This is a genomic window from Floridaenema flaviceps BLCC-F50, assembly GCF_041929275.2.
GTDB lineage: Bacteria > Cyanobacteriota > Cyanobacteriia > Cyanobacteriales > Aerosakkonemataceae > Floridanema > Floridanema flaviceps.
Genome location: NZ_JBHFNR020000001.1, coordinates 2,847,732 through 2,873,970 on the forward strand (window position 1 = coordinate 2,847,732; position 26,239 = coordinate 2,873,970).

Sequence of the window (26,239 nt, forward strand, 5' to 3'; positions counted from 1 at the left end):
GAGTTACACTTTTACTGCTTGTTTGATAGGAATTTCAATTATAAATTTAGTACCTTTACCAGCAATGGAGTCAAAGTATAATTTCCCTCCATGTTTTTCGGTGATAATTTGATAGCTAATTGACATTACCATGCCAGTACCTTTGCCAGTGGGTTTGGTAGTGAAGAATGGATCGAATATGCGAGTTTGAAAGGCTTCTGGAATACCATTACCATTATCTGCAATTATTATTCTTACCGACTGAGGGTTAATTAATTCAGTTATAATGCAGATTTGTCCAACAGAGGAAGTGGCTATTTCTTCTAAGGCATCAATAGCATTGCTGAGAATGTTCATCAAGACTTGATTTAGTTGTCCTGCGTAGCATTCAATAAGGGGAATTTTGCCGTATTCTTTTACTATGTCGATCGCAGGTCGATCGCTCTTTGCTTTCAATCGATGCTGCAAAATTACTAAGGTACTATCAATACCTTCATGAATATCAACAGTTTTAATTTCTGCTTCATCCAAACGAGAAAAGTTACGCAAGGATAAAACTATTTGACGAATGCGATCGGTTCCTAATCGCATTGAGCAAACAATCTTATTGATATCTTCGGTAATAAAGTCAATTTCCACGTCTTCTAATAGTTCTTTTAAAGTTTGTGGCGGATGCGGATAATGTTGTTGATATGTTTGAATAACAGTTACTAAATCTTGACTGTATTGATTCAAGTGGCTAAGATTACCGTAAATAAAATTGACAGGATTATTGATTTCGTGAGCAATGCCCGCTACTAGTTGTCCTAAGCTGGACATTTTTTCCGATTGCAGCATTTGTTGTTGAGTTTTTTGCAATTTTTGCAACGCCTTTGTTAATTCAAAAGTTCGTTCTTCGACTCGATCTTCTAGTTCTTCATTTGCTTGTTTAAGTTGCGATGTCGCTTGTCGATTTTCGTGCAATACTGCTGACAAAACAAGACTGGTAAGGGCGATAACTCCTACGAAAGATTGCAGAAGTACGAGTGATTCACTCGAAGACGATCGAACAAATGAACCAAATCCATTTTTAGTTCCCCAAATGGCGATCGCACTGACAATTAAAATTAGCAAAGTTGTTTCCCGCAAACTAAACCGAAATACTGACCAAACGAGTAGAGGTAATAGAAGATATTCCAGGGGATAGCCGCCCGTAAAAGCGATCGCAGCGATCGCTAATATTAATAGTAGAAGTAATGTTAATTCAAAAATCCAGTAATGCGGACGGATTGGGGGTGGCGAAAATTTTGGACTCCAAACTAATAAGGCAGGAGTGGCAATGAGTAAACCAATGAAAATTGATAGCCACCAAGATTCCCAAGCTTCTGCATAAGCACTCCAAGGCGTTACTCCACCTAAGCAAAAGGCAGTTACGCCAAGGGTACTGGTTAACACTGGTTCAACTAAAATTATCCCCATGAATTTGAAGACATTTTGCGATCGTAAAAACAAAGATGAGCCTTTGCACATACGATGAATCAAAAAAGCTACTAATAGTGGATCGATTAGGTCTACGAATGATATGACTATGCTCAGCCAATTAAATCCAAAAATTGTGCTGTTGCCAATCAGTTCACTCAACAATATCGCAGGCCAAACACGATAACCAAACACTAACACGGTTGCCAAGTAAATCCCTACTGAAGGCCAAACGACAATGACAGCATTTTCAAATGACAGCGATTGTGCAACTTTGATTACACAAAGGTGAATTACAGGCAGAGTCACTATTAAGAAGAGAACGATCGGTTGTAAAGACAAAGAGAGTTTTTTGAACATATCCTAATCAAAATTCCCACTATCTGGCATTGTCTATTAAATTATTCCCTTTGACAGATGTTTTCTCTCTATTTGGTTACTAAATTCGGATATATTTAGCTGTATCTACCTAAAGATAGATTTTTTAATTTTTTCTATAAGTTTAATTTATATTTTTATATCTTAGAAAACAATGTACCTATCTTTAGATATATTTTTAAGAAACGATCTAAATTATCAGGACTTACGCAAGTGTCACAAGACTTAAGAAACGTACCTATTTGAATGTGCCAATTGTGTAAGTCCTGTTATGCTAAAGTTCTCTCGGTTAATTAAGCAATCACCGTTTCTTCTCCTTTTAACTGTTTGAGTAAATCTAATGTTTGCTGATAAGCAGTGATGTTATCTTGAAAAAGGAAGTTATGCGCGGCTTTTCGTAAGTCGAATAATGCTTGCCGTTCATTTCCTAAGTTATAGTAAGCTATACCTCGGTTAGCGTAAGCTTCGGCATAATTTGGGTTAAGTTTTAAGGCTACAGTTAGGTCTGCAATAGCTGCGATATAATTTGAAATACGTTGATTGGCACAAGCCCGATTAAAGTAAGTTCGGTAGTCTTGTTGATTTAAGTGAATAGCTTGGTTAAAATCTGCGATCGCTCCCAGATTATCATTTAACATTAAGCGAGTTGTACCGCGATCGTTATAAACTTGTGCTAATTGGAAGGTGTCTTGTACAGGCATTAAACTTAAAGTTTGATTATAATCGCTAATCGCTTCTTGATAATGCTGTAAATCACTTTTAGCTAAAGCGCGATTGTAATAAGCGCGAAAATCTATTGGTTTTAATTTTATTACTTGGTTATAATCTGCGATCGCACCCTGATAATTTCCTTGTTTATAATAAGCCAAACCTCGATTCAAAAAAGATTCTGTATTTTGCGAATTTAAATCTACTGCTTGCGTACAATCTTGAATTGCACTTTCATATTCTTCTAATTGTAAATAAGCCAAACAGCGATTACTCAAAGCCGCTGAAAAATCATGCTTTAACTCAATTGCCTTGGTAAAATCTTGCACAGCTTCCGAGTAATTTTGGCTTTGCATTTGCTCAACACCTGCGCGAAAAAACTCCTGTGCGCTCATCTGCACAGAAGAATTTGCTAGACTGAGCGCTGTAGCAGGAGGTGAGTAAATTATTAGAGCTAAAGTGATGCACAAGCTGACCAATAATTGAACTAAGTAACTCATAATTCCGATCTCCTTGAGCATCTCTCTTAGCAAAATTTACAGCAAAAGTTTTTCCCGAAGGTTAAACTTATTTTTTCCAACCTTTTTCGGAACTTTCTAACACATAAGTAGCAACATCTGCGATTTGTTGATCGGTGAGTTGACCTTTAAAAGCAGGCATAGCACCTTTACCTTTTGTTACCTGAGTGGTAATCGCTTCCAGGGAATTCATGCCATACTTTTCTAAATCAGCCTTTGCCAAAGTTTTCTGAGGATTAACTAGATTTTTTCCCCCAGCATGACAAGCAGCACACTTGGCGCTAAAAATTTTCGCACCGCTAGCAACATCAGCGAGAACGGGACGGACAAATGTAAAATTGAATACTATACTCAACAGCAAAACGATAGACAAAATTTTTCTCACAGTGTTCTCCTCTTCTAGGTTCTTGCATTTAGCAGACATATTCCGACAATTGTGAAGAAAGCCGCTTTCTTTGTCAAAAGACAGGCTGTAAAACTTCCCAGAAAACACTTATAATCAGCAAAACTGGAATTTTACGACGTTAGTCAAAACTCCAGATGTATCTGTGGTATCAATCCAAAATCTAAAATCTAAAATCAAATGACAGCTTTACCAAATTATCGTCCTAAACATTTATCCCTTGGCCCTTTAGAAAGGGAAATTTTGCAGATTATTTGGGAATTAGGAGAAGTTACTGTTAAGGATGTCCACGATCGCATTTTAGCCGATCCCGATCGAGAGTTAGCTTATGCTTCGGTGACGACTGTGTTACGTCGTTTAACCGAAAAAGGTTGGTTAACTTGTGATAAACAAGGCAAAATATACTTGTGGCAACCTTTAGTTTCCCAATCTCAGGCTCAGGCGATCGAAGCTTACGAAAAATTACAAGGTTTTTTAGCAGTAGGAAATCCCGATATTGTGGCAGCATTTGCTGATAGCTTAGATACTGCCAGTGTAGAACAATTAAAAGCGATCGCCCAAAGAATTCAAGCAGCACGTCGCGCCAGGGAGGAAAAATAATGCACTTAATTATGATTTTATTAGTCTTAGCTTTTGCTTGGTTGCTGCGAACAATTGACCTACCAAAAACCGGAAGTTGGACAACTCGCACCTACCAAACTTTACTATTATTTTTGTTTCCTCCCTTACTCTTGCTAACTACCTCATTCGCCCTTATTTGTATGGGTTCATCAGGACAAATGATGGGGTTACAAGTTGGCTGGTTGGGTTATTTGTTAGCGTTAAGTTTTTTGGTTTTTTCTGGGTTAAAATTTTGGCAGTTAGTTGGCGAAGGTTTGCATACTATAAGTCAGATTCGCAGCTATCCTGTGCAAAAACTCAAAGGGAAAAATTGCCGGATTTTTGATACTGATATTCCTTACAGTGCCTTAATCGGTTTTTGGCAACCGGAATTAGTAATAAGTCAGGGTTTATTAGATAGTTTGGAACCGGAGCAATTAGATGCGGTAATTGCTCATGAAGAGGCACATTATTATTATCGAGATACTTTTTGGTTTTTTTGGTTGGGGTGGTTGCGATCGATCGCCTTTTGGTTGCCCAACACCGAAAAATTGTGGCAAGAATTGTTAATCTTGCGCGAACTCCGGGCGGATAATTGGGCAGCGAAAATTGTCGATCCTTTAACCTTAGCTGAATCTTTATTACTAGTAGTCAGTCAGCCTGTTTTTTCCCTGAATAGTTTCGCCGCAGAATTCAGCGCCATAGCACCTTTAAATCGTTTAAATGAGCGAATTGAAGCATTGTTAACCACCGAGCAAATCAAATATAAAATTAATTGGTGGTCTTGGACTTGGTTAGTTTTTGTGTTGCTACCTTTAGCAGTAATTCCTTTGCATAATTGATGGATTGGGGACTGGGGATTGGGTACTGGGTACTAGGTACTGGGAAGAGAGTTTTAAATTCTCTCCTCTGCCCCTGGAACCCCTGGAGCCCCCTGCCTCCTCAATCCGTGACGTAGCGCCACCCTTCTGGCTCATATTCGCGTTGAATGCGAATCACCCAATTACCTTGAGGAATAGCGATTTGTTTGTGTTCTTCATGAGTTAGCAATGCTGTGGGTGACAATACTTTTAAGTACAGTGTTCCATCCCGTTCATATAATTCTGCTTCCCCTTCGCTAATGCGGTGTTTGTGTCCGGTGACTTCTCCTTCTGCAAGCGTCAAGTGAGGCAGTTGGTTTCCTTCAATAGATTGAGTAGGAATTAAAATTACATCGCCTTGTCTGATTGGTTGCATAGCAAATTTCCTCCTTATAAATATCTCTAAACTACAGTTATTTTTCGTTCAATTCCAGCTAAGTCTCCACCGCAAAAGCTTCTGGGTCAATATCCCAGTTTACCCAGCGAATCGCCTCTCTTGCAGAAGTGAGATTAGGTGGTACGCGCAAGACGTGAATGTTTCCAGTACTCGGACAAGTCATTGAGAGCAAATGGATCGGTTCGATGTCGATATTTGCATCTATCTTTAGTAGGGTGTATTCGCGGTAATGATCGATCGCACTTGCCCCCAACTCTTGGATAATGCGATCGTACCCAATCTGTTGAATCAATAATCGCCGCACTTCTGCATTTTCTTGTGTCAGTAACCATTCGGTTTTCCACTGATTCAAATGTGTCCAATAACGTCGCGGAAGTATAATGCCAAAACAGTAAACCTTCAAATTCTGATTGGGATGATTGGCTAACATCGATAAATCTTGAATCGGATTGTTGCTCAGATCGAGGTGTGTCAAAGAATGCAGTTGTCCAATGAATGCTGGCAGATTTGTCAGTTGGTTGTCGTCCAGAACGAGCGATGTCAAAGAATGCAGTTGTACTATCTGAGCTGGCAAATTTGTTAGTTGGTTCCTGCTCAGATAGAGGTGTGTCAAAGAATGCAGTTGTCCGATCTCTGCTGGTAAACTTGTCAGTCGGTTGTTTCTCAGATCGAGCCATGTCAAAGAATGTAGTTGTCCGATCTCTGCTGGTAAACTTGTCAGTCGGTTGCCCCTCAGATAGAGGTCTGTCAAAGAATGCAGTTGTCCGATCTCTGCTGGCAGACTTGTCAGTTGGTTGCCGTTCAGATAGAGCGATGTTTCTCCTAGTGAATTGAGAATTTCCTGTCGCACTTGTTTAAAGTTTAACATCGTTTCTTCCTTTGCCTCTTGCAGACTGGGGAAGTTTTAGCAGCGATCGCCAAACAACCCAAACATTTATGTAATACTAATATACTACATTTGCAGTATGGATCTGGGATCGATCGCCCCCAAAACACCACAAACTAACAACCGTTCAAGTCTCGACAGCAAAAGCTTCTGGGTCAACTATCAAAAAATTAATATACAATCAGAAAATTGAGCAAATATGTATACACTCTATGACTTCTAAATCTTCATATTCAGCCAGAAACTTTCTCATCAAGCTACAAACCCTGCCACCAGAGCAACAACAGCAAGTAGCTGATTTTGTGGAATTTCTCGTCCAAAAGTATAACTATACTCCTCAACAAAAATCAGGTCGTGTGCTGGGCTTACACAAGGATATGGGTTGGATGAGCGAGGACTTCAATGCTCCCTTAGCAGACGAATTTTGGCTTGGGGAACCATGAATCTGCTATTAGACACGCACGTTTTTATCTGGCTGTCGCTCACTCCAGAGCGGCTTTCAGAACGAGTTACAGATTTGTTGATGGATGAAACGAACCTCTGGTTTTTGAGTCTTGTCAGTGTCTGGGAAATGCAAATCAAACGACAACTGGGTAAGTTATCGCTCAATCTTCCACTTCCAGAACTGATTGCAAGTCAACAACAAACAAATAGCTTGCAGCTTCTTCCAATCGAGTTAAATCACATCTTTACCCTAGAAAATCTTCCTCAATTTCATCGAGACCCTTTCGATCGATTGCTCATTGCTCAAGCAATCACTGAACAGATACCCCTCTTGAGTATTGATACAATCTTTGACCATTACCCCGTCCAGAGACTTTGGTAAGCAATACAAGCGAACACCTCTGATAGTTCGTCGCCAAACTACCCAAAACTTCACATAATACTAATATACTACATTTGAAGTATGGATGTCGAATCGATCGCCCCCCAAAACACCACAAACTAACAACCTTTCAAGTCTCGACAGCAAAAGCTTCCGGGTCAACATCCCAATTTACCCAGCGAATCGCATCTCTGGCAGATGTGAAATTAGGTGGTACGCGCAAGACGTGAATGTTTCTAGTACTCGGACAAGTCATTGAGAGCAAATGGATCGGTTCGATGTCGATATCTGCATCTATCTTTAGTAAGGTGTATTCGCGGTAGTGATCGATCGCACTTGCCCCCAACTCTTGGATAATGCGATCGTACCCAATCTGTTGAATCAATAATCGTCGAATCTCTGCATTTTCTTCTGTGAGTAACCATTCGGCTTTCCACTGACTAAAGTCTGTCCAATAGCGGCGCGGAAGGTAAACTCCGAAACATTCAACTGTCAGATTTTCATTAGGATGATTGGCTAAAGCAGATAAGTCTTGAATCGGATTATCGTTCAGATAAATTCCTTTCAATGAGCTTAGTTGTGCCATTTCTACTGGCAGACTTTTCAGTTGGTTATGTTCCAGAGAGAGTTGTGTCAAAGAGTGTAATTGTCCCATCTCTGCTGGCAGATTTGTCAATTTGTTGTTATTCACATAGAATTCAATCAAAGAATGCAGTTGCCCAATTTCTGTTGGCAGACTTGTCAGGTTATTGTTGTTTAGAGAAAGTTTTTTCAAAGAACGCAATCCCCCAATTTCTGAGGGCAACCTTTTCAGTTTATTATTGTAAAGATTGAGTTCTGTCAAAGAATTTAATTGTCCAATTTGTGCGGGCAAATATCTCAATCTATTATTGTATAGAGTGAGTTTTTCCAAAGAATGCAAATCCCCAATCTCTGCGGGTAAACTTCTCAGTTTGTTTTTGCTCAGATCGAGCCATTTTAAAGAATGCAGTTGCCCAATCTCTGCGGGCAGACTTGTTAAACTACCGCACAAATCAAGCCTTGTCAAGGAATGCAGTTTTCCAATTTCTGCGGGCAAAAATCTCAATTTATTGTTGTACAGATTGAGTTCTGTCAAGGAGTGCAGTTGTCCAATGGATGCTGGCAAACTTCTCAGCTTATTGTTGAATAGATAAAGTTCTGTTAAAGAATGCAAGTTTCCAATTTCTGCTGGCAAACTTGTCAGGTTATTAGTGCTTATATCGAGCCATTGCAAAGAATGAAGTTGTCCAATTTCTGCTGGCAAACTTGTCAGTTTATTATCGCTCAGATTGAGGAATATCAAAGAATGAAGTTGTCCAATTTCTGCTGGCAAACTTGTCAGTTCGTTGTTGTATAGAGAGAGTACTTGCAAAGAATGTAGTTGCCCAATCTCTGTTGGCAAATCTGTCAAGTAGTTGATGTAAAGGTCGAGTTCAGTTAAAGATTGTAGTTGCCCAATCTCTGCTGGTAAAACTGTTATTTGGCTATCAGTTAGATCGAGTTTTGTCGCATCTAAGGAATTAAGAATGTACTTTCGCAATTCTTCAATATCTGACATCTTTTCTTCCTTTGCTTTAGCAGATTGGGTGAGTTTTTGATATTAGCGATCGCCCTTTCCAAACCACAAACTAACAACCGTTCAAGTCTCGACAGCAAAAGCTTCCGGGTCAACATCCCAGTTTACCCAGCGAATCGCATCTCTGGCAGAAGTGAGATCGGGTGGTACGCGCAAGACGTGAATGTGTCCAGTACTCGGACAAGTCATTGAGAGCAAATGGATCGGTTCGATGTCGATATCTGCATCTATCTTTAGTAAGGTGTATTCGCGATATCGATCGATCGCACTCGCCCCCAACTCTTGGATAATGCGATCGTACCCAATTTGCTCAATCAAAACTCGCCGCACTTCCGCATTTTCTTCCGTCAATAACCATTCAGCTTTCCACTGACTCAAATGTCTCCAATAACGGCGCGGAAGTTCAATTGCAAAACAATAAACCTGCAAATTTTGATTAGGATGGTTGGCTAAAGCAGATAAATCTTGAATCGGATTGCCGTTCAGATTGAGATCTGTCAAAGAAAGCAAATTCCCAATCTCTGCTGGCAGATTTGTCAGTTTGTTGCCGCTCAGATAGAGTTCTGTCAAAGAAAGCAAATTCCCAATCTCTGCTGGCAGATTTGTCAGTTTGTTGCCGCTCAGATAGAGCTTTGTCAAAGAAAGCAAATTCCCAATCTCTGCTGGCAGATTTGTCAGTTTGTTGCCGCTCAGATAGAGTTCTGTCAAAGAAAGCAAATTCCCAATCTCTGCTGGCAGATTTGTCAGTTTGTTGCCGCTCAGATAGAGCTTTGTCAAAGAATGTAGTTGTCCAATCTCTGCTGGCAGATTTGTCAGTTTGTTGCCGCTCAAATATAGTTGTCCAATCTCTGCTGGCTTTGTCAGGTTGTTGAAATTTAGTTCTGTCAAAGAAAGTAAATTCCCAATCTCTGCTGGCAGATTTGTCAGTTGGTTGTGGCTCAGATCGAGACTTGTCAAAGAAAGCAAATTCCCAATCTCTGCTGGCAGATTTGTCAGTTTGTTGTTGAACAGATCGAGACTTGTCAAAGAAAGCAAATTCCCAATCTCTGCTGGCAGATTTGTCAGTTTGTTGTTCCTCGGATAGAGTTCTGTCAAAGAATGCAGTTGTCCGATCTCTGCTGGCAGATTTGTCAGTATGTTGTGGCTCAGATTGAGCTTTGTCAAAGAATGTAGTTGTCCGATCTCTGCTGGCAGATTTGTCAGGTTGTTGAGGCTCAGATTGAGTGATGTCAAAGAATGTAGTTGTCCAATCTCTGCTGGCAGATTTGTCAGTTTGTTGCCGTTCAGCTGGAGCGATGTCAAAGAAAGCAAATTCCCAATCTCTGCTGGTAAACTTGTCAGTTTGTTGCGGCTCAGATTGAGCGATGTCAAAGAATGTAGTTGTCCAATCTCTGCTGGCAAACTTGTCAGTTGGTTGCCGCTCAGATTGAGTTCTTTCGCATTTAGCGAATTAAGAATTTTCTGTCGCACTTTTTCAATGTCTGACATCGTTTCTTCCTTTGCCTGAGCAGATTGGGAAGGAGAAAAGGACACAAGAGGAAATTGATGTGGGAGCGGGTTTAACAGATAACCTTTGTCACTTACAAACAATCTCTGGACAAAACCCGTCCTTATCTCTGCAAGAATTAGTTTTGTTATTAATTCTACTGTAATTACAGAATTAGCTGCGATCGCCAATTCTCACAAACTCTGGAAGGGCGGGTTTTGTTGTTAATTATTCTGCTGTGATTTCAGAATTATCTGCTAAACCCGCCCCTAGAAACTCAAAACTTTCCCAGTCCCCAGTCCCCAGTCCCCAGTCCCCAGTCCCCAGTCCCCTACTTATGCCGAATATGATCGTAAATCCCTACATATTGAGCGCCGGGATGATTCCATGAGTAGTCACATTCCATGCCTTGAATCATCAATTGGCGGAACAATTTTGGAGATTTATACCATAAGTCAATAGCGCGATCGATCGCAGATTCGATCGCGCTATTGTCTGTCTGATAAAACACAAAACCATTGCGTTCTTCTTGGGGTTTATTTTCATCATAATCCCAATCAAAAACTGTGTTTACCAATCCGCCAACGCCGCGAACAATCGGCACTGTGCCATATTTTAAACCAATCATTTGCGTTAGTCCGCAGGGTTCGTAATTGCTAGGCACGACAATCATATCCGCACCAGCATAAATTAAATGGGATAATTCCTCATTAAAACCCAGTTCTATGTGACAATCGGGATTAGTATTGAGGTGATTTTTTTCGTGAGAAAACCAAGAATTAATTCCCGGTTCTGTAGCTGCTCCCAGTAACACGAATTGCGCCTTTTTATGCAAAGCGTAATAAATCGCATGATGGACTAAATGCACGCCTTTTTGGTCGTCTAATCTGCCGATGTAACAAATAATTGGTTTGTCACTATGATTGAGCCAAAGTCTTTCCCGGAGGGCTTTTTTATTCAGGCTTTTGCTTTTCAAATCATCGCTGCTGTAGTGATAGGGGATGTAGCGATCGACCACCGGATTCCACACCTCATAATCAATCCCATTGAGCACCCCACCAAATTTATGTTGATGATCGTACAAAGTTTTACCTAAACCGCAACCAACCTCAGTAAATCTTGCTTCCCAAGCATGGTGTGGCGAAACTGTATTCACAAAATTGGAGTAAACAATTCCCCCTTTCATAAAATTGATTGCCGTTGGATGGGTATTATCCATTAAGCGATCTTCAGTAAAATAGTAAGGCTCATTATTTAATCCCGTTGCCCAAAGAACATTAGCACCTGCTACTCCTTGATGTTTAAAATTGTGAATTGTGTAGGATACTCGTTGATTTTCCATCCCATGATATTTGTAAATTTCAAATAGCATGACTGGCACTAAACCAGTTTGCCAATCGTGGCAATGAATCACATCGGGGCGTTTATTAGTCATTAAGAGAAATTCTAAAGCCGCCTTGCTGAAAAAGGCAAAGCGCAAATGATCGTCTAAACAGCCGTAATAGCAACCCCGGTTAAAGAAATTATCCTCAGAGAGAGGTTCGATAAAGAAGCATAACCGCCCATGTACCCAACCACAATCGACATTGCAGCGAATAGCGCCATCAAACCAAGGCACCATTAGATCGCGGTAGGCTTCATGGAGTCCCCAAATATGGTCATACCGCATACAATCGTACTTTGGCAGAATTAATTCTACCCCATGCCCCCGAATCTCTAGCTCTCGACTGAGCCCATAAACTACATCGCCCAAACCTCCTGCTTTAATTACAGGAGCGCATTCAGAGGCAATTTGTACAATGTACATCGTTAATCCTCACAGACTACAATCCCCGTCCTTAGAAAAGGATAATCTGTTTTGAGTGCAGGAGAAAGTTTATAGGACTTACGCACTGAAGCTTGAAACCTAGATCCCCCCTAGCCCCCCTTAAAAAAGGGGGGAACCTCTAAAGCCCCCTTTTTAAGGGGGTTGGGGGATCTGAGTGCGTAAGTCCTAGTTTAGTGAGTTTTGAGTTTTGAGTTGAGTTAATCAACATCCCCCCATCTCCCCATCCCCCCATCTCCCCATCTCCTCTACAGCTTATTCGCTACTGCTGGCATGATTTTCCACTAATAAAAGTTGAGTACGATCGCGCTTTACCTGACAATCTAATTCTTCATTTTCATATTCATTAGTCGGAGGTTTCATTATTTTTTTTTGATCTATTTCAGTTTCAGGAGTGCAACCGATCAAGGGTAGATCGATCGTAAAAGTTGCGCCTCTCCCTTCGCCTTCGCTTTCGGCTCTAATAGTTCCGCCATGTAATTCTACTAGGTGACGAGCGATCGCTAATCCTAAACCTAATCCTCCGTAAGGTCGGTTAATACTGCTATTTCCTTGCCGGAAGCTATCAAAAACATGAGGTAAAAAATCTGGATTTATGCCAATACCTTGGTCAATTACTTGTAACTGAGCGTATTGATTACCTATTGATGTTTCTGTAGTTTCTCGTAATTTCAACCAGATTTCTATTAGTCCTGATTCGGGAGTAAATTTAATCGCATTAGAAAGCAAATTTGTCAAAATTTGTTTTAATCGTTCGGCATCTCCAGTAACTCTAAGTGCATCTGGATATAAATATGTTTTAATCTCGATTGATTTTTCTTCAGCTTGGGGACGTGCTGTTTCTACAGTTACTTCAATTAAATTCTGTAAATTAACTGGTTGAATACTTAACCGTAAGTTGCCTTGTATAATTTGCGAAACATCGAGAATATCATTAACTAATCTAGCTTGCGATCGCGCATTGCGTTCAATTGTTTCTAAAGCTTTTGTTCTGGTTTTCTCATCAAATTTTTTCGTAACTAACAACCGCGACCAACCTAAAATTGAGTTTAATGGTGTCCGCAGTTCATGAGAAAGAATTGCTAAAAATTCGTCTTTCATCCGGTTAGCTTCTTCCGCTTGCTGTCTCGCAGCGTGTTCCCGGATAAATTGTTCCCGTACTGCTTCCGCTTGTTTGCGTTCTGTAATGTCTTCAATTGTGCCAACATGACCTAACAAGGTGCCATTATCGGAAAGCATTGGTGCGGTGCGAATGTGTACCCAACGCAGGGATTTATCGTGTTGATAAATGCGAAATTCCCCAGAATAAGGTTGTCCTTGGTGAATGGAATTAGGCCATTCAATTAATAATAGATCCCGGTCTTCTGGTAAAGTCAGCTTGGCAAATTCCCCGTACCAACTTTCCGCAGTAATAAAACCACAAATTGCTTGAAATCGAGGGTTAGTATAAGTACATCTCCCGAAGGTATCGGTGAGAAATATGCCTACTGGAGAACAAGCACTCAAGGTACGAAATCTTTCTTCGCTTTGTTTAAGTTCGGCATTCATTGCTGCTAGTTGTGCAGCTTGGTGTTGGACTTCTAGATTTTTTTTGAATAGGTCAACAAATACGGATACTTTGGAATTTAATATAACTGGATCGATCGGCTTTAATAAATAATCTACTGCGCCTAAAGAATAACCTTTAAACATTAAGTTATCGCTAGTACTAAAAGCTGTCAGAAAAATAATTGGTGTGTTGCGTGACCTTTCCCTTTGGCGAATCAAAGTAGCAGTTTCAAACCCATCCATTCCGGGCATTTGCACGTCTAATAAAATTACTGCAAAATCTTGATTTAGTAAACATCGTAAAGCTTCTGCTCCCGAACCTGCTTTGACTAAATTTTGTCCAAGTCCATCTAAAATTGCTTCTAAAGCAATTAAGTTTTCTGGGTGATCGTCTACTAACAGGACATTAACTTTGGGTTGAGATTGCATATACTTATTTCAACTTGGTAGAGATGGCATAAATTATCACTGGAAAAGACGAAATTTGAGCGATCGGCAATTAATTTCCCATTCAAATTAAAACCTGACATTTGATCTGGGAAGTCAGAAAAGGAACTATTTCAGCCAAAGGTAAAATTTGCGGTTTTTTAACTGCTTTAATTGCTGCTTCCGGCATGACTGGACATTCGGCTGTATCTGGTTTTTGGACAATTGCTGTTCCTCCATAAGCTTGAATTTTGGCTAATCCTTTAGCACCATCATTGCTAGCTCCTGTTAGAATTATACCGATAACTTGCTCCTCATAAGCATCAGCAGCCGACTCAAATAAAACATCAATTGATGGTCTTGCATAAGTGACGGGTGCATCTTTAGAAAGAGCAAAATACCCTGGTTCTATTAATAAATGATAGTCGGCTGGTGCCAAGAAAACTATTCCGGGAATTATGGGTTGTTTGTCTTCTGCTTCTCTCACTGGTAATGTACTTGTTTCTTGTAAGTAGTTAATTAATTCACCATCGGAAGATCTATGACGATGTTGGGCGATCGCAACTGCCACAGGCAAATTTTTTGGTAATTGTGCTAAAATTACCTGCAAAGCATTAAATCCGCCCAAAGATGCACCTATAACTACTATTTTAAAATCCATTAAGCAATCCTCCGATAAATTTTTTCCTGACTATCCAACTCTTCATAATAGTTTTCGTAAGCGGTTATTTTCAGTGTTTCATGTTTCCCCAGTCCTAAAATACCAAACATTCGTAAGCTTTCATATAGTAACTTATGGACTCGTTCTTGGAGCGTGCGATCGAAGTAAATTAAAACATTCCGACAGAGAATCACATTGAATTCATTAAAAGAGGCATCTGTCACTAAGTTATGGGGAGAAAAGATAATGTTTTCTCTCAGGAAAGAGCGAATAATTGCGCCATTATAAGCTGCGGTATAATACTCGGAAAACTCACTTTTGCCACCTGCCTGAAGATAGAGTTGGGTGTATTCTTGCATTAAATCCAAGGGGAAAATACCCGCTTTAGCTTGACGCAGCACAGCTTCATTGATGTCTGTAGCGTAAAAGCGACAACGATGATATAAACCTTCTTCAAACATCAGTATTGCGAGAGAATAAACCTCCTCACCTGTAGAACAACCAGCGTGCCAAATCCGAATAAAAGGATAGGTACGTAGTAAAGGAATTGCTTTATCTCTAAAGGCGACATAAAAACTCGGATCGCGGAACATTGAGGTCACATTTACCGACAAACCTAATAGAAACCGTTCCATACAAGCGGGATCGTGTAACACCTTTTCTTGTAATCCTGAGACGGTGTTAAGGTTTTCAGCCTGAATTATGTTCCAGATTCGACGTTTTAAGGATGCCATAGCGTAGTTACGAAAATCAAAACCATAGTAGAGATAAATGCCTTCGAGTAGTAATTTAATTTCGATTTCTTCCAATTCATTTCGGTGTCTAGAGGACATAAAACTGGGGCAAGAGATAAAGTATGAAATTTTCTATCTACTTTTCATACTTTATCTTCATTTTTCCCGGTTTCTATCGATACAACCAAACCCGTAATAATGAGATTAATTGATCGTTATCGACGGGTTTGGTAATGTAATCTGAAGCACCTGCTTCGATACATTTTTCGCGATCGCCTTTCATTGCTTTAGCAGTTAAAGCAATCATTGGCAGATGTTGGAATTGGGGATTTTGCCTGATTGCTTGCATGGTTTCATAACCATCCATTTCTGGCATCATGATATCCATCAACACTAAATCAATGTCTGGGTGATTTTGTAAAACAGAAATGCCATCTCTGCCGTTTTCAGCATAAAGTACCTGCATTTGATGACTTTCCAGCATACTGGTGAGGGCGAAAATATTCCGCACATCATCATCAACAATTAAAACTTTTTTACCTGTTAAAATTGGTTCGTTTTGGTGTAATTGTTCCAACATCAAACGTTTGGGTGCAGGTAAATTAGCTTGAACTCGATGCAGGAATAAAGCTGTTTCATCTAACAACCGTTCTGGCGATCGCACTCCCTTGACAATAATTGTGTCAGAAATGCGGCGCAATTCGGTTTCTTCTTGGGTTGAAAGTTCTTTTCCGGTATAAACAATGATCGGTAAATAACCTAAATTTGGTTCTAATTTGATTTGTTCAATTAGTTGTAAACCAGTCATATCTGGTAATCCCAAATCTAGCACCACACAATCAAATCGCCCCGATTTAAGTGTAGCTAAAGCTGCTGCACCCGTAGCGACACCAGTGCTAACGACATCACTATTACCGATTAATTCGATAATGCTTTGACGTTGAACTTCGTCATCTTCTACGATTAGTAAGTTCTTAACCGGACGTTCTACAAATTCCTTAATTTTGGCAAAAGCATTACCCAATGCTTCGCTACTAATTGGTTTTTGTAAATAAGCGAGTGCGCCTTGTTGTAAACTCCGCTGTTTCCCTTCTTCCACTGACATAATGTGAACGGGAATATGGCGGGTAGTTGGGTCATGTTTTAAGCGATCGAGCACCGTCCAACCATCCATAATTGGCAGACGAATATCGAGGATAACCGCAGTTGGTTTAAATTCCCTCGCCATCGCTAAACCTTGATCGCCTCTGGTTGCTACTAATGCTTTAAAACCTTGTTCTTTGACCATATCTCGTAAAATTTTGGCAAATTTTTGGTCATCTTCAACAATTAGCAGAGTGCGATCTCCAGGTTGGATTTCGTCGCGATCGTCCTCAATTTCTCGCACCTGTATACTGACAACTGGAGGTTGAGAAGCACTCACTTTTTCTCCGGTTCCATTATTTTTGGGATTGACAGTAAGTAAGGAAGTAGTTTCTTCCTTATTCTTTCGATCTTCACTATCTCGTCGATTTTTTACTCCGTCTTGAGATAGGTATGTTTGCGGCAGATAAAGTGTGAAGGTGCTACCCTTGCCAACTTCACTGATCAGCTTGATTTCGCCACCCAATAACCGGGCAATTTCTCGACTAATAGATAATCCTAAACCCGTTCCGCCATACTTCCGACTGGTAGTGCCATCTGCTTGTTGAAATGCTTCAAAAATGATTTGTTGTTTTTCTGGGGGAATGCCAATTCCGGTGTCTATCACCGCGAAAGCAATTACCATGTTGGCATGGTTAAGATTTGACTGTTCGGGACTCCAACCTTCTGTTGCTACTCTTACATTTAAGCTAACTTGACCTCTTTCGGTAAACTTAAAGGCGTTAGCTAAGAGGTTTTTCAATATTTGTTGGAGTCGCTTAGAATCGGTATAAATTGCTCTCGGTAATCCTGAGTCAAATTGCAGTTTGAAGTCGAGTTTTTTATCAACAGCTACTTGGCGGAAATTTCTTTCAACGTGACTTTGTAAATCGATGAATAAAGTCTGGTCTACTTCAACGGACATTGTGCCAGACTCAATTTTGGCTAAGTCGAGAATATCGTTAATTAATCCCAACAAGTCGTTACCAGCTGAATAAATTGTCCGCGCATATTCAACTTGTTTTTCCGAAAGATTCCGTTCGCTGTTGTCTGTTAAGAGTCGGGCTAGAATTAACAAACTGTTCAACGGTGTCCGTAATTCGTGAGACATATTTGCCAAGAATTCGGACTTGTAACGAGAAGTTAAAGCTAATTGTTCGGCTTTTTCTTCTAAAGAGATTCTCGCTTGTTCAATTTCCCGGTTCTTCCGTTCCACTTCCCGTTTTTGGACTGCTAACAACTCGGCTTTTTCTTCTAATTCTTCATTAGTTTGTTGCAGTTGTTCTTGCTGGCGTTTGAGTAACTCTTCGGAAGCTTGGAGAGTTTTCGCTTGTTGTTCGAGACGTTGGTTAGTTTCGGTGAGTTCTTTCTGCTGACTGCGTAGTTCTTCCGCCAAAGATTGCGATTGTTTCAGCAATTCTTCTGTCCGCATACTGGCGGCGATCGTATTCAAAACTATAGCAATACTTTCCGTCAGTTGGTCGAAGAAAGTTAAGTGAATTTCGCTAAAGCGGCGGAAAGATGCCAGTTCAATTACTGCGGTAACTTGTCCCTCAAACAACACTGGTAAAACTACGGCATTTAACGGAGGTGATTCACCCAAACCGGAACTTATCTTAATATAATCTCCGGGAACTTCCGTGATTAAAATCCGTTCTTTTTCCAGCGCACATTGTCCAACTAAACCTTCGCCTAAATGGAAACGGTTAGCTAAATGTTTGCGTTCCCGATAAGCGTAAGTGCTGAGTAATTTTAAGAATGTGTTGTGGTTGTCGTTATTTTCCATCAAGTAGAATACGCCATGTTGGGCGGAAACTAACGGGGCGAGTTCCGATAAAATCAGTTTGGAAACTGTTTCCAAATCTCGCTGACCTTGCAACATTCTGGTAAATTTGGCGAGATTAGTTTTCAACCAGTCTTGTTCGGTATTCTTTTGGGTAGTTTCGCGCAAGTTGGCGATCATTTGGTTGATGTTATCTTTCAAGGCGGCGACTTCACCTTGCGCTTCCACTGCAATAGAACGAGTCAAGTCACCTTTTGTTACAGCAGTTGCAACTTCTGCGATCGCTCTCACCTGCGTGGTAAGATTAGCTGCAAGTTCGTTCACGTTGTCCGTTAACGCCCGCCACGTTCCCGAAGCGCCAGGTACTTTCGCCTGTCCTCCCAGTTTTCCTTCAATTCCGACTTCTCGCGCAACTGTAGTAACCTGATCTGCAAAAGTCGCCAACGTATCGATCATTTCGTTGATCGTATCTGCCAGAGTTTCAATTTCTCCCTTCGCCTCCAGCATCAACTTGCGTTTCAAGTCGCCATTCGCCACCGCCGTCACGACTTTGGCGATACCCCGAACTTGGGCGGTTAAATTTCCCGCCATCGAGTTGACGCTATCCGTTAAATCTTTCCAAGTTCCCGCAACTCCTTTAACATCCGCTTGTCCGCCCAAAATTCCGTCCGTTCCCACTTCCCTCGCTACCCGCGTTACCTCCGACGCAAAGGAGTTAAGTTGATCCACCATCACGTTGATCGTGTTTTTCAGATCGAGAATTTCCCCTTTCACATCAACGGTAATTTTCTTCGACAAGTCGCCATTCGCCACCGCCTTTGTCACTTCCGCGATGTTCCGAACTTGGGCGGTTAAATTTCCTGCCATCGAGTTTACATTGTCCGTGAGGTCTTTCCAAATTCCCGCCACCCCTCGCACATAAGCTTGAACTCCCAGTTTTCCTTCGCTTCCCACCTCTCTGGCGACTCTTGTTACTTCCGACGCAAAGGCAGAAAGTTGATCCACCATCGTATTAATAGTGTTTTTCAACTCTAAAATTTCGCCTTTCACATCTACAGTAATTTTCTTCGACAAGTCACCATTCGCTACCGCCGTCGTTACTTCCGCGATGTTTCGCACTTGGGCGGTTAAACTACTTGCCATGAAGTTCACGCTATCCGTTAAATCTTTCCAAGTTCCCGCAACTCCGCGAACTTCTGCTTGTACACCCAGTTTTCCTTCCGTTCCCACTTCCCTCGCTACCCTTGTTACTTCCGAAGCAAAGGAGTTGAGTTGATCCACCATTGTATTGACGGTGTTTTTCAACTCTAAAATTTCGCCTTTCACATCAACGGTAATTTTCTTGGATAAGTCGCCGTTCGCTACCGCCGTTGTCACCGCTGCGATGTTCCGAACTTGGGCGGTTAAACTTCCCGCCATAAAGTTTACGCTATCGGTTAAGTCTTTCCAAGATCCCGCAACGCCGCGAACATCTGCTTGTACACCGAGTTTTCCTTCGCTTCCCACTTCCCTGGCAACTTTGGTGACTTCGGAAACAAATCCCGAAAGTTGATCGACCATTGTATTAACGGTGTTTTTCAACTCCAGAATTTCGCCTTTAACTGCTACAGTAATTTTCTTAGAAAGGTCGCCTTTTGCGATCGCAGTCGCTACCTCAGCAATGTTCCTCACTTGCGCGGTTAAATTTCCCGCCATCGAGTTCACGTTATCCGTTAAGTCTTTCCAAGTTCCCGCAACTCCCTTAACTTCCGCTTGAACTCCCAGTTTTCCTTCCGTTCCCACTTCCCTCGCTACCCTTGTTACCTCCGATGCAAAGGAACTTAACTGATCCACCATTGTATTTATGGTGTTTTTCAATTCGAGAATTTCACCTTTAACATCTACAGTAATTTTCTTCGATAAGTCGCCACCTGCGATCGCAGTCGCAACTTCCGCGATGTTCCTCACTTGCGCGGTTAAATTATCCGCCATCGAGTTCACATTATCCGTCAAGTCTTTCCAAGTTCCCGCAACTCCCTTAACTTCCGCTTGAACTCCCAGTTTTCCTTCCGTTCCCACTTCCCTCGCTACCCGCGTTACCTCCGAAAGCAAAGGAGTTAAGTTGATCCACCATTACGTTAATAGTGTTCTTCAACTCCAAAATTTCGCCTTTCACATCAACAGTAATTTTCTTCGACAAGTCGCCATTCGCTACTGCCGTTGTCACTTCCGCAATGTTCCGAACTTGGGCGGTTAAACTTCCCGCCATAAAGTTCACGCTGTCTGTTAAATCTTTCCAAGTTCCCGCAACTCCCGGAACTTGCGCTTGTCCTCCAAGTTTCCCTTCTGCGCCAACTTCCCTCGCCACCCGCGTTACTTCCGAAGCAAAGGAGTTAAGCTGATCCACCATTATATTAATAGTGCTCTTTAACTCGAAAATTTCCCCTTTAACATCAACTGTAATTTTCTTAGAAAGGTCGCCGTTTGCTACCGCCGTTGTCACTTCTGCAATGTTCCTCACTTGGGCGGTTAAATTTCCCGCCATCGAGTTTACCGAGTCCGTCAAATCTTTCCAAGTTCCCGCAACTCCCTTAACTTCCGCTTGAACTCCCAGTTTTCCTTCCGTTCCCACTTCCCTCGCAACTCTGGTAACTTCACTCGCAAAGGAGTTAAGCTGATCCACCATTACGTTGATCGTGTTTTTTAGTTCTAAAATCTCGCCCTTAACATTTACTGTAATTTTCTTAGAAAGGTCGCCGTTTGCTACCGCCGTTGTCACTTCCGCAATGTTCCTCACTTGGGCGGTTAAATTTCCCGCCATCGAGTTGACGCTATCCGTCAAATCTTTCCAAGTTCCCGCAACTCCTTTAACTTCCGCTTGAACTCCCAGTTTTCCTTCCGTTCCCACTTCCCTGGCAACTCTGGTAACTTCACCCGCAAAGGAGTTAAGCTGGTCTACCATTGTGTTAACGATTTGGGCAGTTTGGAGAAACTCGCCGCGCAAAGGTCGATTTTCGATTTCTGTAGGAATTGTTTGAGATAAGTCGCCGTTCGCAACTGCCCGAATTACCCTAGCAGTTTCAGCTGTCGGTTGTACTAAATCAGTAATTAAAGTATTGAGTGATTCGATCGAACTTTTCCAAGCACCTTTAACACTTCCACCCAAAGAGGCGCGTTCGTAAATTTTCCCATCTTTGCCGACGACATTGCTAATGCGATCGAGTTCCGCCGCCATGCGTTCGTTCATATCAATAATATCATTGAGGGTGTCGGCAATTTTCCCCGCCATGCCTGTTTGATCGATCGGCATTCGCGCCCCAAAATTCCCCTTTTTGACTTCGGTTAAAGTTCTTAACAGTTGTTTGAGGTCAAGTTCATCGCTATCTATAGTTGCTTGTGCCGTTGCCATAGTCTTTATCTTTAATCTGTGCTTTTATTTATGGTTATTCCTTGAGACTTCCGCCTTCTTGCAGTAGCGAAAGCGCCAAAGTTACATCTGGCACAATTATCCAGCGCAATCCGGGATCAATGCTCTCTATCGCAGGGTAGATGTAGGAGCAATTCTTAAATTTTTATTACTAAAGGTGGCAATTGTAACTAAAAATGTAACTAGCTTACGGCAGGAAACTCTTCAGTTTGTTTCCGCTGATGGGTACTTTCTGGATGAGTGTCTTTGCTGTTTCTAAAACTTGTGTAACTGTTGTACCTTCTAAACAGAGATAACCTACGGAACAAGTGGCGCGATCGCAAGGATGGCATGGTACTTTGTGTAATAAAGTTTTGTGAATATCCGTATTTAAAGAACCCCAAACTTGCGGATCGGTCCCGCCAAATATAGTAATTGTCGGCGTAGAAAGGGCGTAAGCAATATGTGCGGGTCCCGAATCATTAGTAATTAATAGTGCTAGTCGTGCCAAAATAGCACCTAATTCTGGCAGAGAAGTTTTCCCCGCTAAATTCAACGTTTCTTGACCAATCTTGCGGGCAATTAACTCAGCTATTTCTTTTTCCTCTTCCCCACCTAATAATATAATTGTGCCGCCGAATTCCTTTTGTAGTGCCTTTCCCACCGCAATAAACTTATCTGCTGACCATCGTTTAGTAGCTTCCCTCGCCCCTGGATGCAGTCCAATTAAAGGTTTTGTAGCTGTAGTAGTCAGCATATCTGCTGCGTCTAAATCTTCTATCCAAAGAGGGAATTCTGTTGTTTCGCCCTGTGGTTCAATACCTAAAAATCTAACCAAAGATAGAACTCTGTGGACTTCATTTTCTGTTGCAGAGATCGGCAAAGCAGCATCTAATTTCCCTGCCGGATCTCCAGGTCTAACAAACCCAGCATTTACCTTAGCTCCTAACATTAAAGTAAATGGATTAGAATAAACTCCAGAACCGTGCATTTGGATCGCTAAATCGAATTGTTCTGCTTGCATTTCTTGGAAAAATGCCACCACTTTTCCAGGGTCAAAAAACTGTTCTGCCATCCCTAAAAAGCCGGGGAAAGGAATGAAGCGATCGATCTGTGGCGATCGATGAACTAACTCTGCCACAAAAGGCATCGCAATTAAACTAATCTCAGCCAAAGGAAAAGCATTTCTAATAGCCCGAAAAGCCGGAGTAGCACAAACAAAATCACCAATTCGAGAAGCCCGAACTATAGCAACTTTGCGCGGAGTTTCCGGTAAACGAAATAGTAGCCCAGGTAAAAAAGGATCGAACATTGCAATTTTAAATGTTAGGTTGATCTATATGCCTCTTCAGATCCCCGACTTCTTGAAGAAGTCGGGGATCTGAAGATAATTTTCCCCCTCTTTGGGTTGATGAAAAATGTAACTACAATCACAAAAATGGGAATAGAAATTAACCAAAAGATTTAAATTAAAGCGAGGGAAAAAATGGCTATTAGCGCTAAAACTCGTGCTTTCGGAGTATTTTCTAACCGAAAAGCAGCAGAAATAGGACTTACTGAATTAAAAAAATCCGGCTTTCCAATGGAAAATGTTTCTATAATTGCTAAAGATTTGGATAAAGGCGATCGCGTAGGTGGTGCAAAAACCACCCATAGCGTAGGCGAACAAAACGTAAATTCTCCTACAGCAGTTGTTTCCGACCTTGCCACAGGTAGCACATGGGGAACATTATTAGTAGGACTTAGCGGTTTAGCATTGCCTGGTATTGGTCCCGTTTTAGCAGCAGGAAGCTTAGGAGTAGCCTTGCTGACTACCTTGGGAGGCGTGGCAATGGGAACAGTCGCCAATAATAATTTAGTAACATCTCTAATTGATTTAGGCATTCCCGAAGAACAGGCGAGAGTGTATAGCGATCGACTGCTTGCAGGTAATTATTTTGTAATAATTGATGGTTCGGAAGAAGAGATCGATCGCGCTCAAGGCATCTTGAGTAAGCAGGATATTGAATATTGGGGAATTTATCCTCCCTCTAATGGTTGATAGTTAGTGAATCATTAGATATCCTAAAGAAAATAGCAACCTAAGCAGGAGGGAAAAACCATTCTTTTTCTCCTGTTTTCGTAGTAAAAAGTACAGAATTATAGCTAGAACTGAGCCAACCAAAATTTATTTAAGCTAAAATTAAGCCGAGAAAGTTTAAATCTATGGTTAAACTATTTGAGGAGTTAGAAAAAATATTATGTTCGAGCAAGGTTTACAAAGAGTAGTTAATCGTCTCAATACTAATTTATCTCGCGACTCATTAGTACAGAAAACCACAAATGAATTAAGAGAATTTCTTCAGGTCGATCGAGTAGTTTTGTATTACTTCGTGCGCCAATGGGAAGGAAGAGTAACATTTGAATCCTTAAGTTCCAGCGAATTTTCGATTTTTGGCGAAACCGGGCCAGATGAATGTTTTAATGGTGAATATGCCGCTAAATATGAAACCGGAAGAATCAGAGCAATTCCTGACATTGAAACCGAAGAAATTAGTGAATGTCACCGAAACTTTCTTCGTAAACATAAAGTGCGTGCTAACTTAGTTGTACCAGTTTTAAATAATGAGAAACTATGGGGATTATTAATTGCCCATCATTGTAGAGAAACCCGTTTTTGGACAGAATCAGATATTGAAGTAATGCAAAAAGCAGCCAAAGATTTAGAAATGTCTCCAGCAATTAGAGAAAGTTAATTATAAATTTCTCGCCCATCCCATAAAAGCATAGCAATCAGATGAATGAAAAACTGATTACTGCCTTTGCTGAATTACTCAGTGAAAACTAAGGCGGGCAGGATGCCCACCCCACAAGAAAGCTGTAACTTTTGTGGGGTGGGCATCCTGCCCGCCCCATCCTCATATAACTATTATCACTTTATTTATTTACACCTACTTAAAGTCGATAGTTTTCAGCCCTGATGGGCAAATGCTAATTAGCGGTAGCGATGACAAAACGATTAGATTTGGCGGTGCGATTAATAAGTGATGTAAAATATAGGATGTATCAAATTATCAACAGACGATAGCTATTCAGCTTATCACCTTGATGGTTAAGGTGTTTTTTGCCATGTTCAGGGTTAAATTGATATGAATAATATTAATGAATGCTACGAAATACTTGGGCTGAAACAGAATGCTTCGGAGCAGGAAGTAAAGCAAGCTTATCGCAATTTAGCTAAAATTTGGCATCCAGATCGGATTATTGATGATCCAGAAAAGAAAAAAGAGGCTGAGGAGAAAATCAAAGAACTTAATCAAGCTTACAAACTGCTAAAGTCTTATCATTCTGGTGAATTAGTCGATACTTTTTTGACAGGGGTTTATTCAGTTAGTCGTTCTAAACCAGAAGCTTTTTACAATGAAGGCGTGGCAAATGCAAATGCAGAGAAATATCAGGAAGCTATAGAGTGTTTTAATAATGCTATTCGTCTCAATCCTAACTATATTGAAGCATATAAATATCGTGGTCTTGTCTGCGAAAAATTAGGATATAATAACAGAGCAACTTCTGACTTTCGCAAAGCTTTAGAGTTAGAGTTGGATCGAAAACAGAAAAAAACCGAGCCTCCAGAAGTAAAAAAACCAACTTCTTCCTCAGCTACAGCGAAGGAAGCAAAAGAGCGATCGCAACCAGAAACACCTCCTACACCTGCATCCGCATCATCAAAACCTCTGTGGAAATGTGTATTCACCTTTGCTAAACATTTAAACTCAGTTAGTTCTGTTGCTATTAGTCAAGATTGCAGAACAATTGCTAGCGGCAGCTTTGATGGTACAGTTAAACTTTGGCGACTCAATAATGGCGAAATAATTCGCACTCTTAGTGGACATTCAGATCGAGTTTTGTGCATTGCTTTTACTCGTAATGGAATTAATCTTGCTAGTGGTAGTGCTGATAAAACGATCAAGTTGTGGCAAACAACAACGGGAAAAGAAATTCGCACGCTTGGCAGTTTATTTTCGGGACATTCAGACAAGGTTTCGGCAGTTACATTTAGCCCAGATGGGCAAATTTTAGCGAGTGGAAGTGCTGATAAAACTATCAAATTGTGGCAAACAAGTACGGGAAAAGAAATTTCCAGTTTTAGTGGGCATACAGGACAAATTACAACAATTGCTATGAGCCTAGATGGAAAAACTTTTGCTAGCGGTGGTTTAGAAAAACCTGTCAGAATTAGACAAATAGATAATGGTAAAATAATTCGCTCTATTCCTGTTTTAAGCGGCTATGTTTTGTCTGCAACTTTCAGTCCAGATGGAGAAATATTAGCTATAGCTACTGCGGAAGAAATTAAACTTTTGCAGACAGCGACGGGCAAAGAAATCTGTACCCTCAAGGGACATTCAGGTAGAGTTTATTCTGTTGTTATCAGCCCCGATGGAAAGACTCTAATTAGCGGTAGTGATGACAAAACTATCAAACTATGGGAGTTAAGTAGTGGTAAAGAAATTTGTACTCTCACGGGACATTCAGGAGCAGTTTATTCTGTTGCTATTAGTAGAGATGGTAAAACTATTGTGAGTGGTAGCAATGACAAAACTATTAAAGTTTGGCGGTGTAATTAATAGGTGATGTCAAATTTACTAACGCAAATTATAAGTTAATGTATTTAACAGA

22 protein-coding genes are annotated in these 26,239 nt (G+C 41.0%); 8 read left to right on the plus strand and 14 right to left on the minus strand.

What is annotated here, in order from left to right; all coding sequences use genetic code 11:
- Positions 1–3: 3 nt before the first annotated feature.
- From ACE1CI_RS13720 to petJ, 3 genes are all read right to left on the minus strand, one after another.
- The gene (locus ACE1CI_RS13720; RefSeq protein WP_413266076.1) at positions 4–1,797 is read right to left on the minus strand and encodes a sensor histidine kinase; all 1,794 of its coding nucleotides are present in this window, start codon (positions 1,795–1,797) and stop codon (positions 4–6) included.
- Between the two features lie 311 nt (positions 1,798–2,108).
- Positions 2,109–3,023 carry a tetratricopeptide repeat protein gene (locus ACE1CI_RS13725; protein ID WP_413266077.1) on the minus strand — a complete coding sequence of 305 codons (915 nt, stop codon included), beginning with the start codon at positions 3,021–3,023 and terminating at the stop codon, positions 2,109–2,111.
- A gap of 67 nt (positions 3,024–3,090) precedes the next feature.
- A complete protein-coding gene (petJ, locus tag ACE1CI_RS13730) occupies positions 3,091–3,426 on the minus strand; it encodes a cytochrome c6 PetJ (RefSeq protein ID WP_413266078.1) in 336 nt (111 codons plus the stop codon).
- A gap of 198 nt (positions 3,427–3,624) precedes the next feature.
- Here petJ and ACE1CI_RS13735 point away from each other — a divergent pair, with 198 nt between their 5' ends.
- A complete protein-coding gene (locus tag ACE1CI_RS13735) occupies positions 3,625–4,044 on the plus strand; it encodes a BlaI/MecI/CopY family transcriptional regulator (RefSeq protein ID WP_413266079.1) in 420 nt (139 codons plus the stop codon).
- Positions 4,044–4,886, plus strand: a complete 843-nt coding sequence (locus ACE1CI_RS13740; RefSeq protein WP_413266080.1) for a M56 family metallopeptidase — start codon at positions 4,044–4,046, stop codon at positions 4,884–4,886. The genes ACE1CI_RS13735 and ACE1CI_RS13740 overlap by 1 nt, the downstream gene beginning before the upstream one ends.
- Positions 4,887–4,986: 100 nt before the next feature.
- Here ACE1CI_RS13740 and ACE1CI_RS13745 read toward each other — a convergent pair whose 3' ends face one another.
- Both ACE1CI_RS13745 and ACE1CI_RS13750 read right to left on the minus strand, forming a co-directional pair.
- Positions 4,987–5,280: a DUF8820 family protein gene (locus tag ACE1CI_RS13745; RefSeq protein WP_413266081.1), complete on the minus strand. Its 294-nt coding sequence runs from the start codon at positions 5,278–5,280 to the stop codon at positions 4,987–4,989.
- 58 nt (positions 5,281–5,338) lie between these two features.
- Positions 5,339–6,169 (minus strand): leucine-rich repeat domain-containing protein, encoded by an 831-nt coding sequence (locus tag ACE1CI_RS13750; protein WP_413266082.1) that lies wholly within the window; start codon positions 6,167–6,169, stop codon positions 5,339–5,341.
- 230 nt (positions 6,170–6,399) lie between these two features.
- Here ACE1CI_RS13750 and vapB point away from each other — a divergent pair, with 230 nt between their 5' ends.
- Both vapB and ACE1CI_RS13760 read left to right on the plus strand, forming a co-directional pair.
- The gene (vapB, locus tag ACE1CI_RS13755) at positions 6,400–6,630 is read left to right on the plus strand and encodes a type II toxin-antitoxin system VapB family antitoxin (protein WP_413266083.1); all 231 of its coding nucleotides are present in this window, start codon (positions 6,400–6,402) and stop codon (positions 6,628–6,630) included.
- Positions 6,627–7,013, plus strand: coding sequence for a type II toxin-antitoxin system VapC family toxin (locus ACE1CI_RS13760; RefSeq protein WP_413266084.1), 387 nt, complete (start codon positions 6,627–6,629; stop codon positions 7,011–7,013). The genes vapB and ACE1CI_RS13760 overlap by 4 nt, the downstream gene beginning before the upstream one ends.
- A gap of 130 nt (positions 7,014–7,143) precedes the next feature.
- Here ACE1CI_RS13760 and ACE1CI_RS13765 read toward each other — a convergent pair whose 3' ends face one another.
- From ACE1CI_RS13765 to ACE1CI_RS13805, 9 genes are all read right to left on the minus strand, one after another.
- A complete protein-coding gene (locus ACE1CI_RS13765; RefSeq protein ID WP_413266085.1) occupies positions 7,144–8,592 on the minus strand; it encodes a leucine-rich repeat domain-containing protein in 1,449 nt (482 codons plus the stop codon).
- An 81-nt stretch (positions 8,593–8,673) separates the two neighbouring features.
- Positions 8,674–10,098, minus strand: coding sequence for a leucine-rich repeat domain-containing protein (locus ACE1CI_RS13770; protein ID WP_496615456.1), 1,425 nt, complete (start codon positions 10,096–10,098; stop codon positions 8,674–8,676).
- A 329-nt stretch (positions 10,099–10,427) separates the two neighbouring features.
- Positions 10,428–11,903 (minus strand): glycogen synthase GlgA, encoded by a 1,476-nt coding sequence (glgA, locus tag ACE1CI_RS13775; RefSeq protein WP_413266087.1) that lies wholly within the window; start codon positions 11,901–11,903, stop codon positions 10,428–10,430.
- Between the two features lie 273 nt (positions 11,904–12,176).
- Entirely contained in the window at positions 12,177–13,898 is a 1,722-nt protein-coding gene (locus tag ACE1CI_RS13780; RefSeq protein ID WP_413266088.1) for a hybrid sensor histidine kinase/response regulator, read from the minus strand.
- 82 nt (positions 13,899–13,980) lie between these two features.
- On the minus strand, positions 13,981–14,556 hold the full coding sequence (locus ACE1CI_RS13785) for a chemotaxis protein CheB (protein WP_413266089.1): 576 nt from the start codon (positions 14,554–14,556) through the stop codon (positions 13,981–13,983).
- Positions 14,556–15,389 carry a CheR family methyltransferase gene (locus ACE1CI_RS13790; RefSeq protein ID WP_413266090.1) on the minus strand — a complete coding sequence of 278 codons (834 nt, stop codon included), beginning with the start codon at positions 15,387–15,389 and terminating at the stop codon, positions 14,556–14,558. The genes ACE1CI_RS13785 and ACE1CI_RS13790 overlap by 1 nt, the downstream gene beginning before the upstream one ends.
- Positions 15,390–15,462: 73 nt before the next feature.
- Positions 15,463–20,166, minus strand: a complete 4,704-nt coding sequence (locus ACE1CI_RS13795) for a HAMP domain-containing protein (RefSeq protein WP_496615612.1) — start codon at positions 20,164–20,166, stop codon at positions 15,463–15,465.
- Positions 20,167–20,212: 46 nt separating this feature from the next.
- Complete coding sequence (locus ACE1CI_RS13800; protein WP_496615457.1) at positions 20,213–21,583, minus strand: HAMP domain-containing protein; 1,371 nt, start codon at positions 21,581–21,583, stop codon at positions 20,213–20,215.
- A gap of 205 nt (positions 21,584–21,788) precedes the next feature.
- A complete protein-coding gene (locus tag ACE1CI_RS13805; protein ID WP_413266092.1) occupies positions 21,789–22,892 on the minus strand; it encodes a glycosyltransferase family 9 protein in 1,104 nt (367 codons plus the stop codon).
- Positions 22,893–23,066: 174 nt separating this feature from the next.
- On the opposite strand from ACE1CI_RS13805, the gene ACE1CI_RS13810 reads away from it, so the two are divergent.
- The 4 genes from ACE1CI_RS13810 (at position 23,067) to ACE1CI_RS13825 (ending at position 26,187) form a co-directional block, all read left to right on the plus strand.
- The gene (locus ACE1CI_RS13810) at positions 23,067–23,621 is read left to right on the plus strand and encodes a general stress protein (RefSeq protein WP_413266093.1); all 555 of its coding nucleotides are present in this window, start codon (positions 23,067–23,069) and stop codon (positions 23,619–23,621) included.
- A gap of 199 nt (positions 23,622–23,820) precedes the next feature.
- Entirely contained in the window at positions 23,821–24,315 is a 495-nt protein-coding gene (locus tag ACE1CI_RS13815; RefSeq protein ID WP_413266094.1) for a GAF domain-containing protein, read from the plus strand.
- Positions 24,316–24,448: 133 nt separating this feature from the next.
- Positions 24,449–24,607 carry a hypothetical protein gene (locus tag ACE1CI_RS13820; RefSeq protein ID WP_496615458.1) on the plus strand — a complete coding sequence of 53 codons (159 nt, stop codon included), beginning with the start codon at positions 24,449–24,451 and terminating at the stop codon, positions 24,605–24,607.
- Positions 24,608–24,708: 101 nt separating this feature from the next.
- A complete protein-coding gene (locus ACE1CI_RS13825; protein ID WP_413268231.1) occupies positions 24,709–26,187 on the plus strand; it encodes a WD40 domain-containing protein in 1,479 nt (492 codons plus the stop codon).
- The last annotated feature ends 52 nt before the right edge of the window (positions 26,188–26,239 follow it).

Bases quoted from the DNA above. Each gene is read 5' to 3' on its own strand.
- ACE1CI_RS13720 (WP_413266076.1), bottom strand. From the start codon at position 1,797: ATGTTCAAAAAACTCTCTTTGTCTTTACAACCGATCGTTCTCTTCTTA.
- ACE1CI_RS13725 (WP_413266077.1), bottom strand. From the start codon at position 3,023: ATGAGTTACTTAGTTCAATTATTGGTCAGCTTGTGCATCACTTTAGCT.
- ACE1CI_RS13735 (WP_413266079.1), top strand. From the start codon at position 3,625: ATGACAGCTTTACCAAATTATCGTCCTAAACATTTATCCCTTGGCCCT.
- ACE1CI_RS13740 (WP_413266080.1), top strand. From the start codon at position 4,044: ATGCACTTAATTATGATTTTATTAGTCTTAGCTTTTGCTTGGTTGCTG.
- ACE1CI_RS13745 (WP_413266081.1), bottom strand. From the start codon at position 5,280: ATGCAACCAATCAGACAAGGCGATGTAATTTTAATTCCTACTCAATCT.
- ACE1CI_RS13750 (WP_413266082.1), bottom strand. From the start codon at position 6,169: ATGTTAAACTTTAAACAAGTGCGACAGGAAATTCTCAATTCACTAGGA.
- vapB (WP_413266083.1), top strand. From the start codon at position 6,400: ATGACTTCTAAATCTTCATATTCAGCCAGAAACTTTCTCATCAAGCTA.
- ACE1CI_RS13760 (WP_413266084.1), top strand. From the start codon at position 6,627: ATGAATCTGCTATTAGACACGCACGTTTTTATCTGGCTGTCGCTCACT.
- ACE1CI_RS13765 (WP_413266085.1), bottom strand. From the start codon at position 8,592: ATGTCAGATATTGAAGAATTGCGAAAGTACATTCTTAATTCCTTAGAT.
- ACE1CI_RS13770 (WP_496615456.1), bottom strand. From the start codon at position 10,098: ATGTCAGACATTGAAAAAGTGCGACAGAAAATTCTTAATTCGCTAAAT.
- glgA (WP_413266087.1), bottom strand. From the start codon at position 11,903: ATGTACATTGTACAAATTGCCTCTGAATGCGCTCCTGTAATTAAAGCA.
- ACE1CI_RS13780 (WP_413266088.1), bottom strand. From the start codon at position 13,898: ATGCAATCTCAACCCAAAGTTAATGTCCTGTTAGTAGACGATCACCCA.
- ACE1CI_RS13785 (WP_413266089.1), bottom strand. From the start codon at position 14,556: ATGGATTTTAAAATAGTAGTTATAGGTGCATCTTTGGGCGGATTTAAT.
- ACE1CI_RS13790 (WP_413266090.1), bottom strand. From the start codon at position 15,389: ATGTCCTCTAGACACCGAAATGAATTGGAAGAAATCGAAATTAAATTA.
- ACE1CI_RS13795 (WP_496615612.1), bottom strand. From the start codon at position 20,166: ATGGCGGATAATTTAACCGCGCAAGTGAGGAACATCGCGGAAGTTGCG.
- ACE1CI_RS13800 (WP_496615457.1), bottom strand. From the start codon at position 21,583: ATGGCAACGGCACAAGCAACTATAGATAGCGATGAACTTGACCTCAAA.
- ACE1CI_RS13805 (WP_413266092.1), bottom strand. From the start codon at position 22,892: ATGTTCGATCCTTTTTTACCTGGGCTACTATTTCGTTTACCGGAAACT.
- ACE1CI_RS13810 (WP_413266093.1), top strand. From the start codon at position 23,067: ATGGCTATTAGCGCTAAAACTCGTGCTTTCGGAGTATTTTCTAACCGA.
- ACE1CI_RS13815 (WP_413266094.1), top strand. From the start codon at position 23,821: ATGTTCGAGCAAGGTTTACAAAGAGTAGTTAATCGTCTCAATACTAAT.
- ACE1CI_RS13825 (WP_413268231.1), top strand. From the start codon at position 24,709: ATGAATAATATTAATGAATGCTACGAAATACTTGGGCTGAAACAGAAT.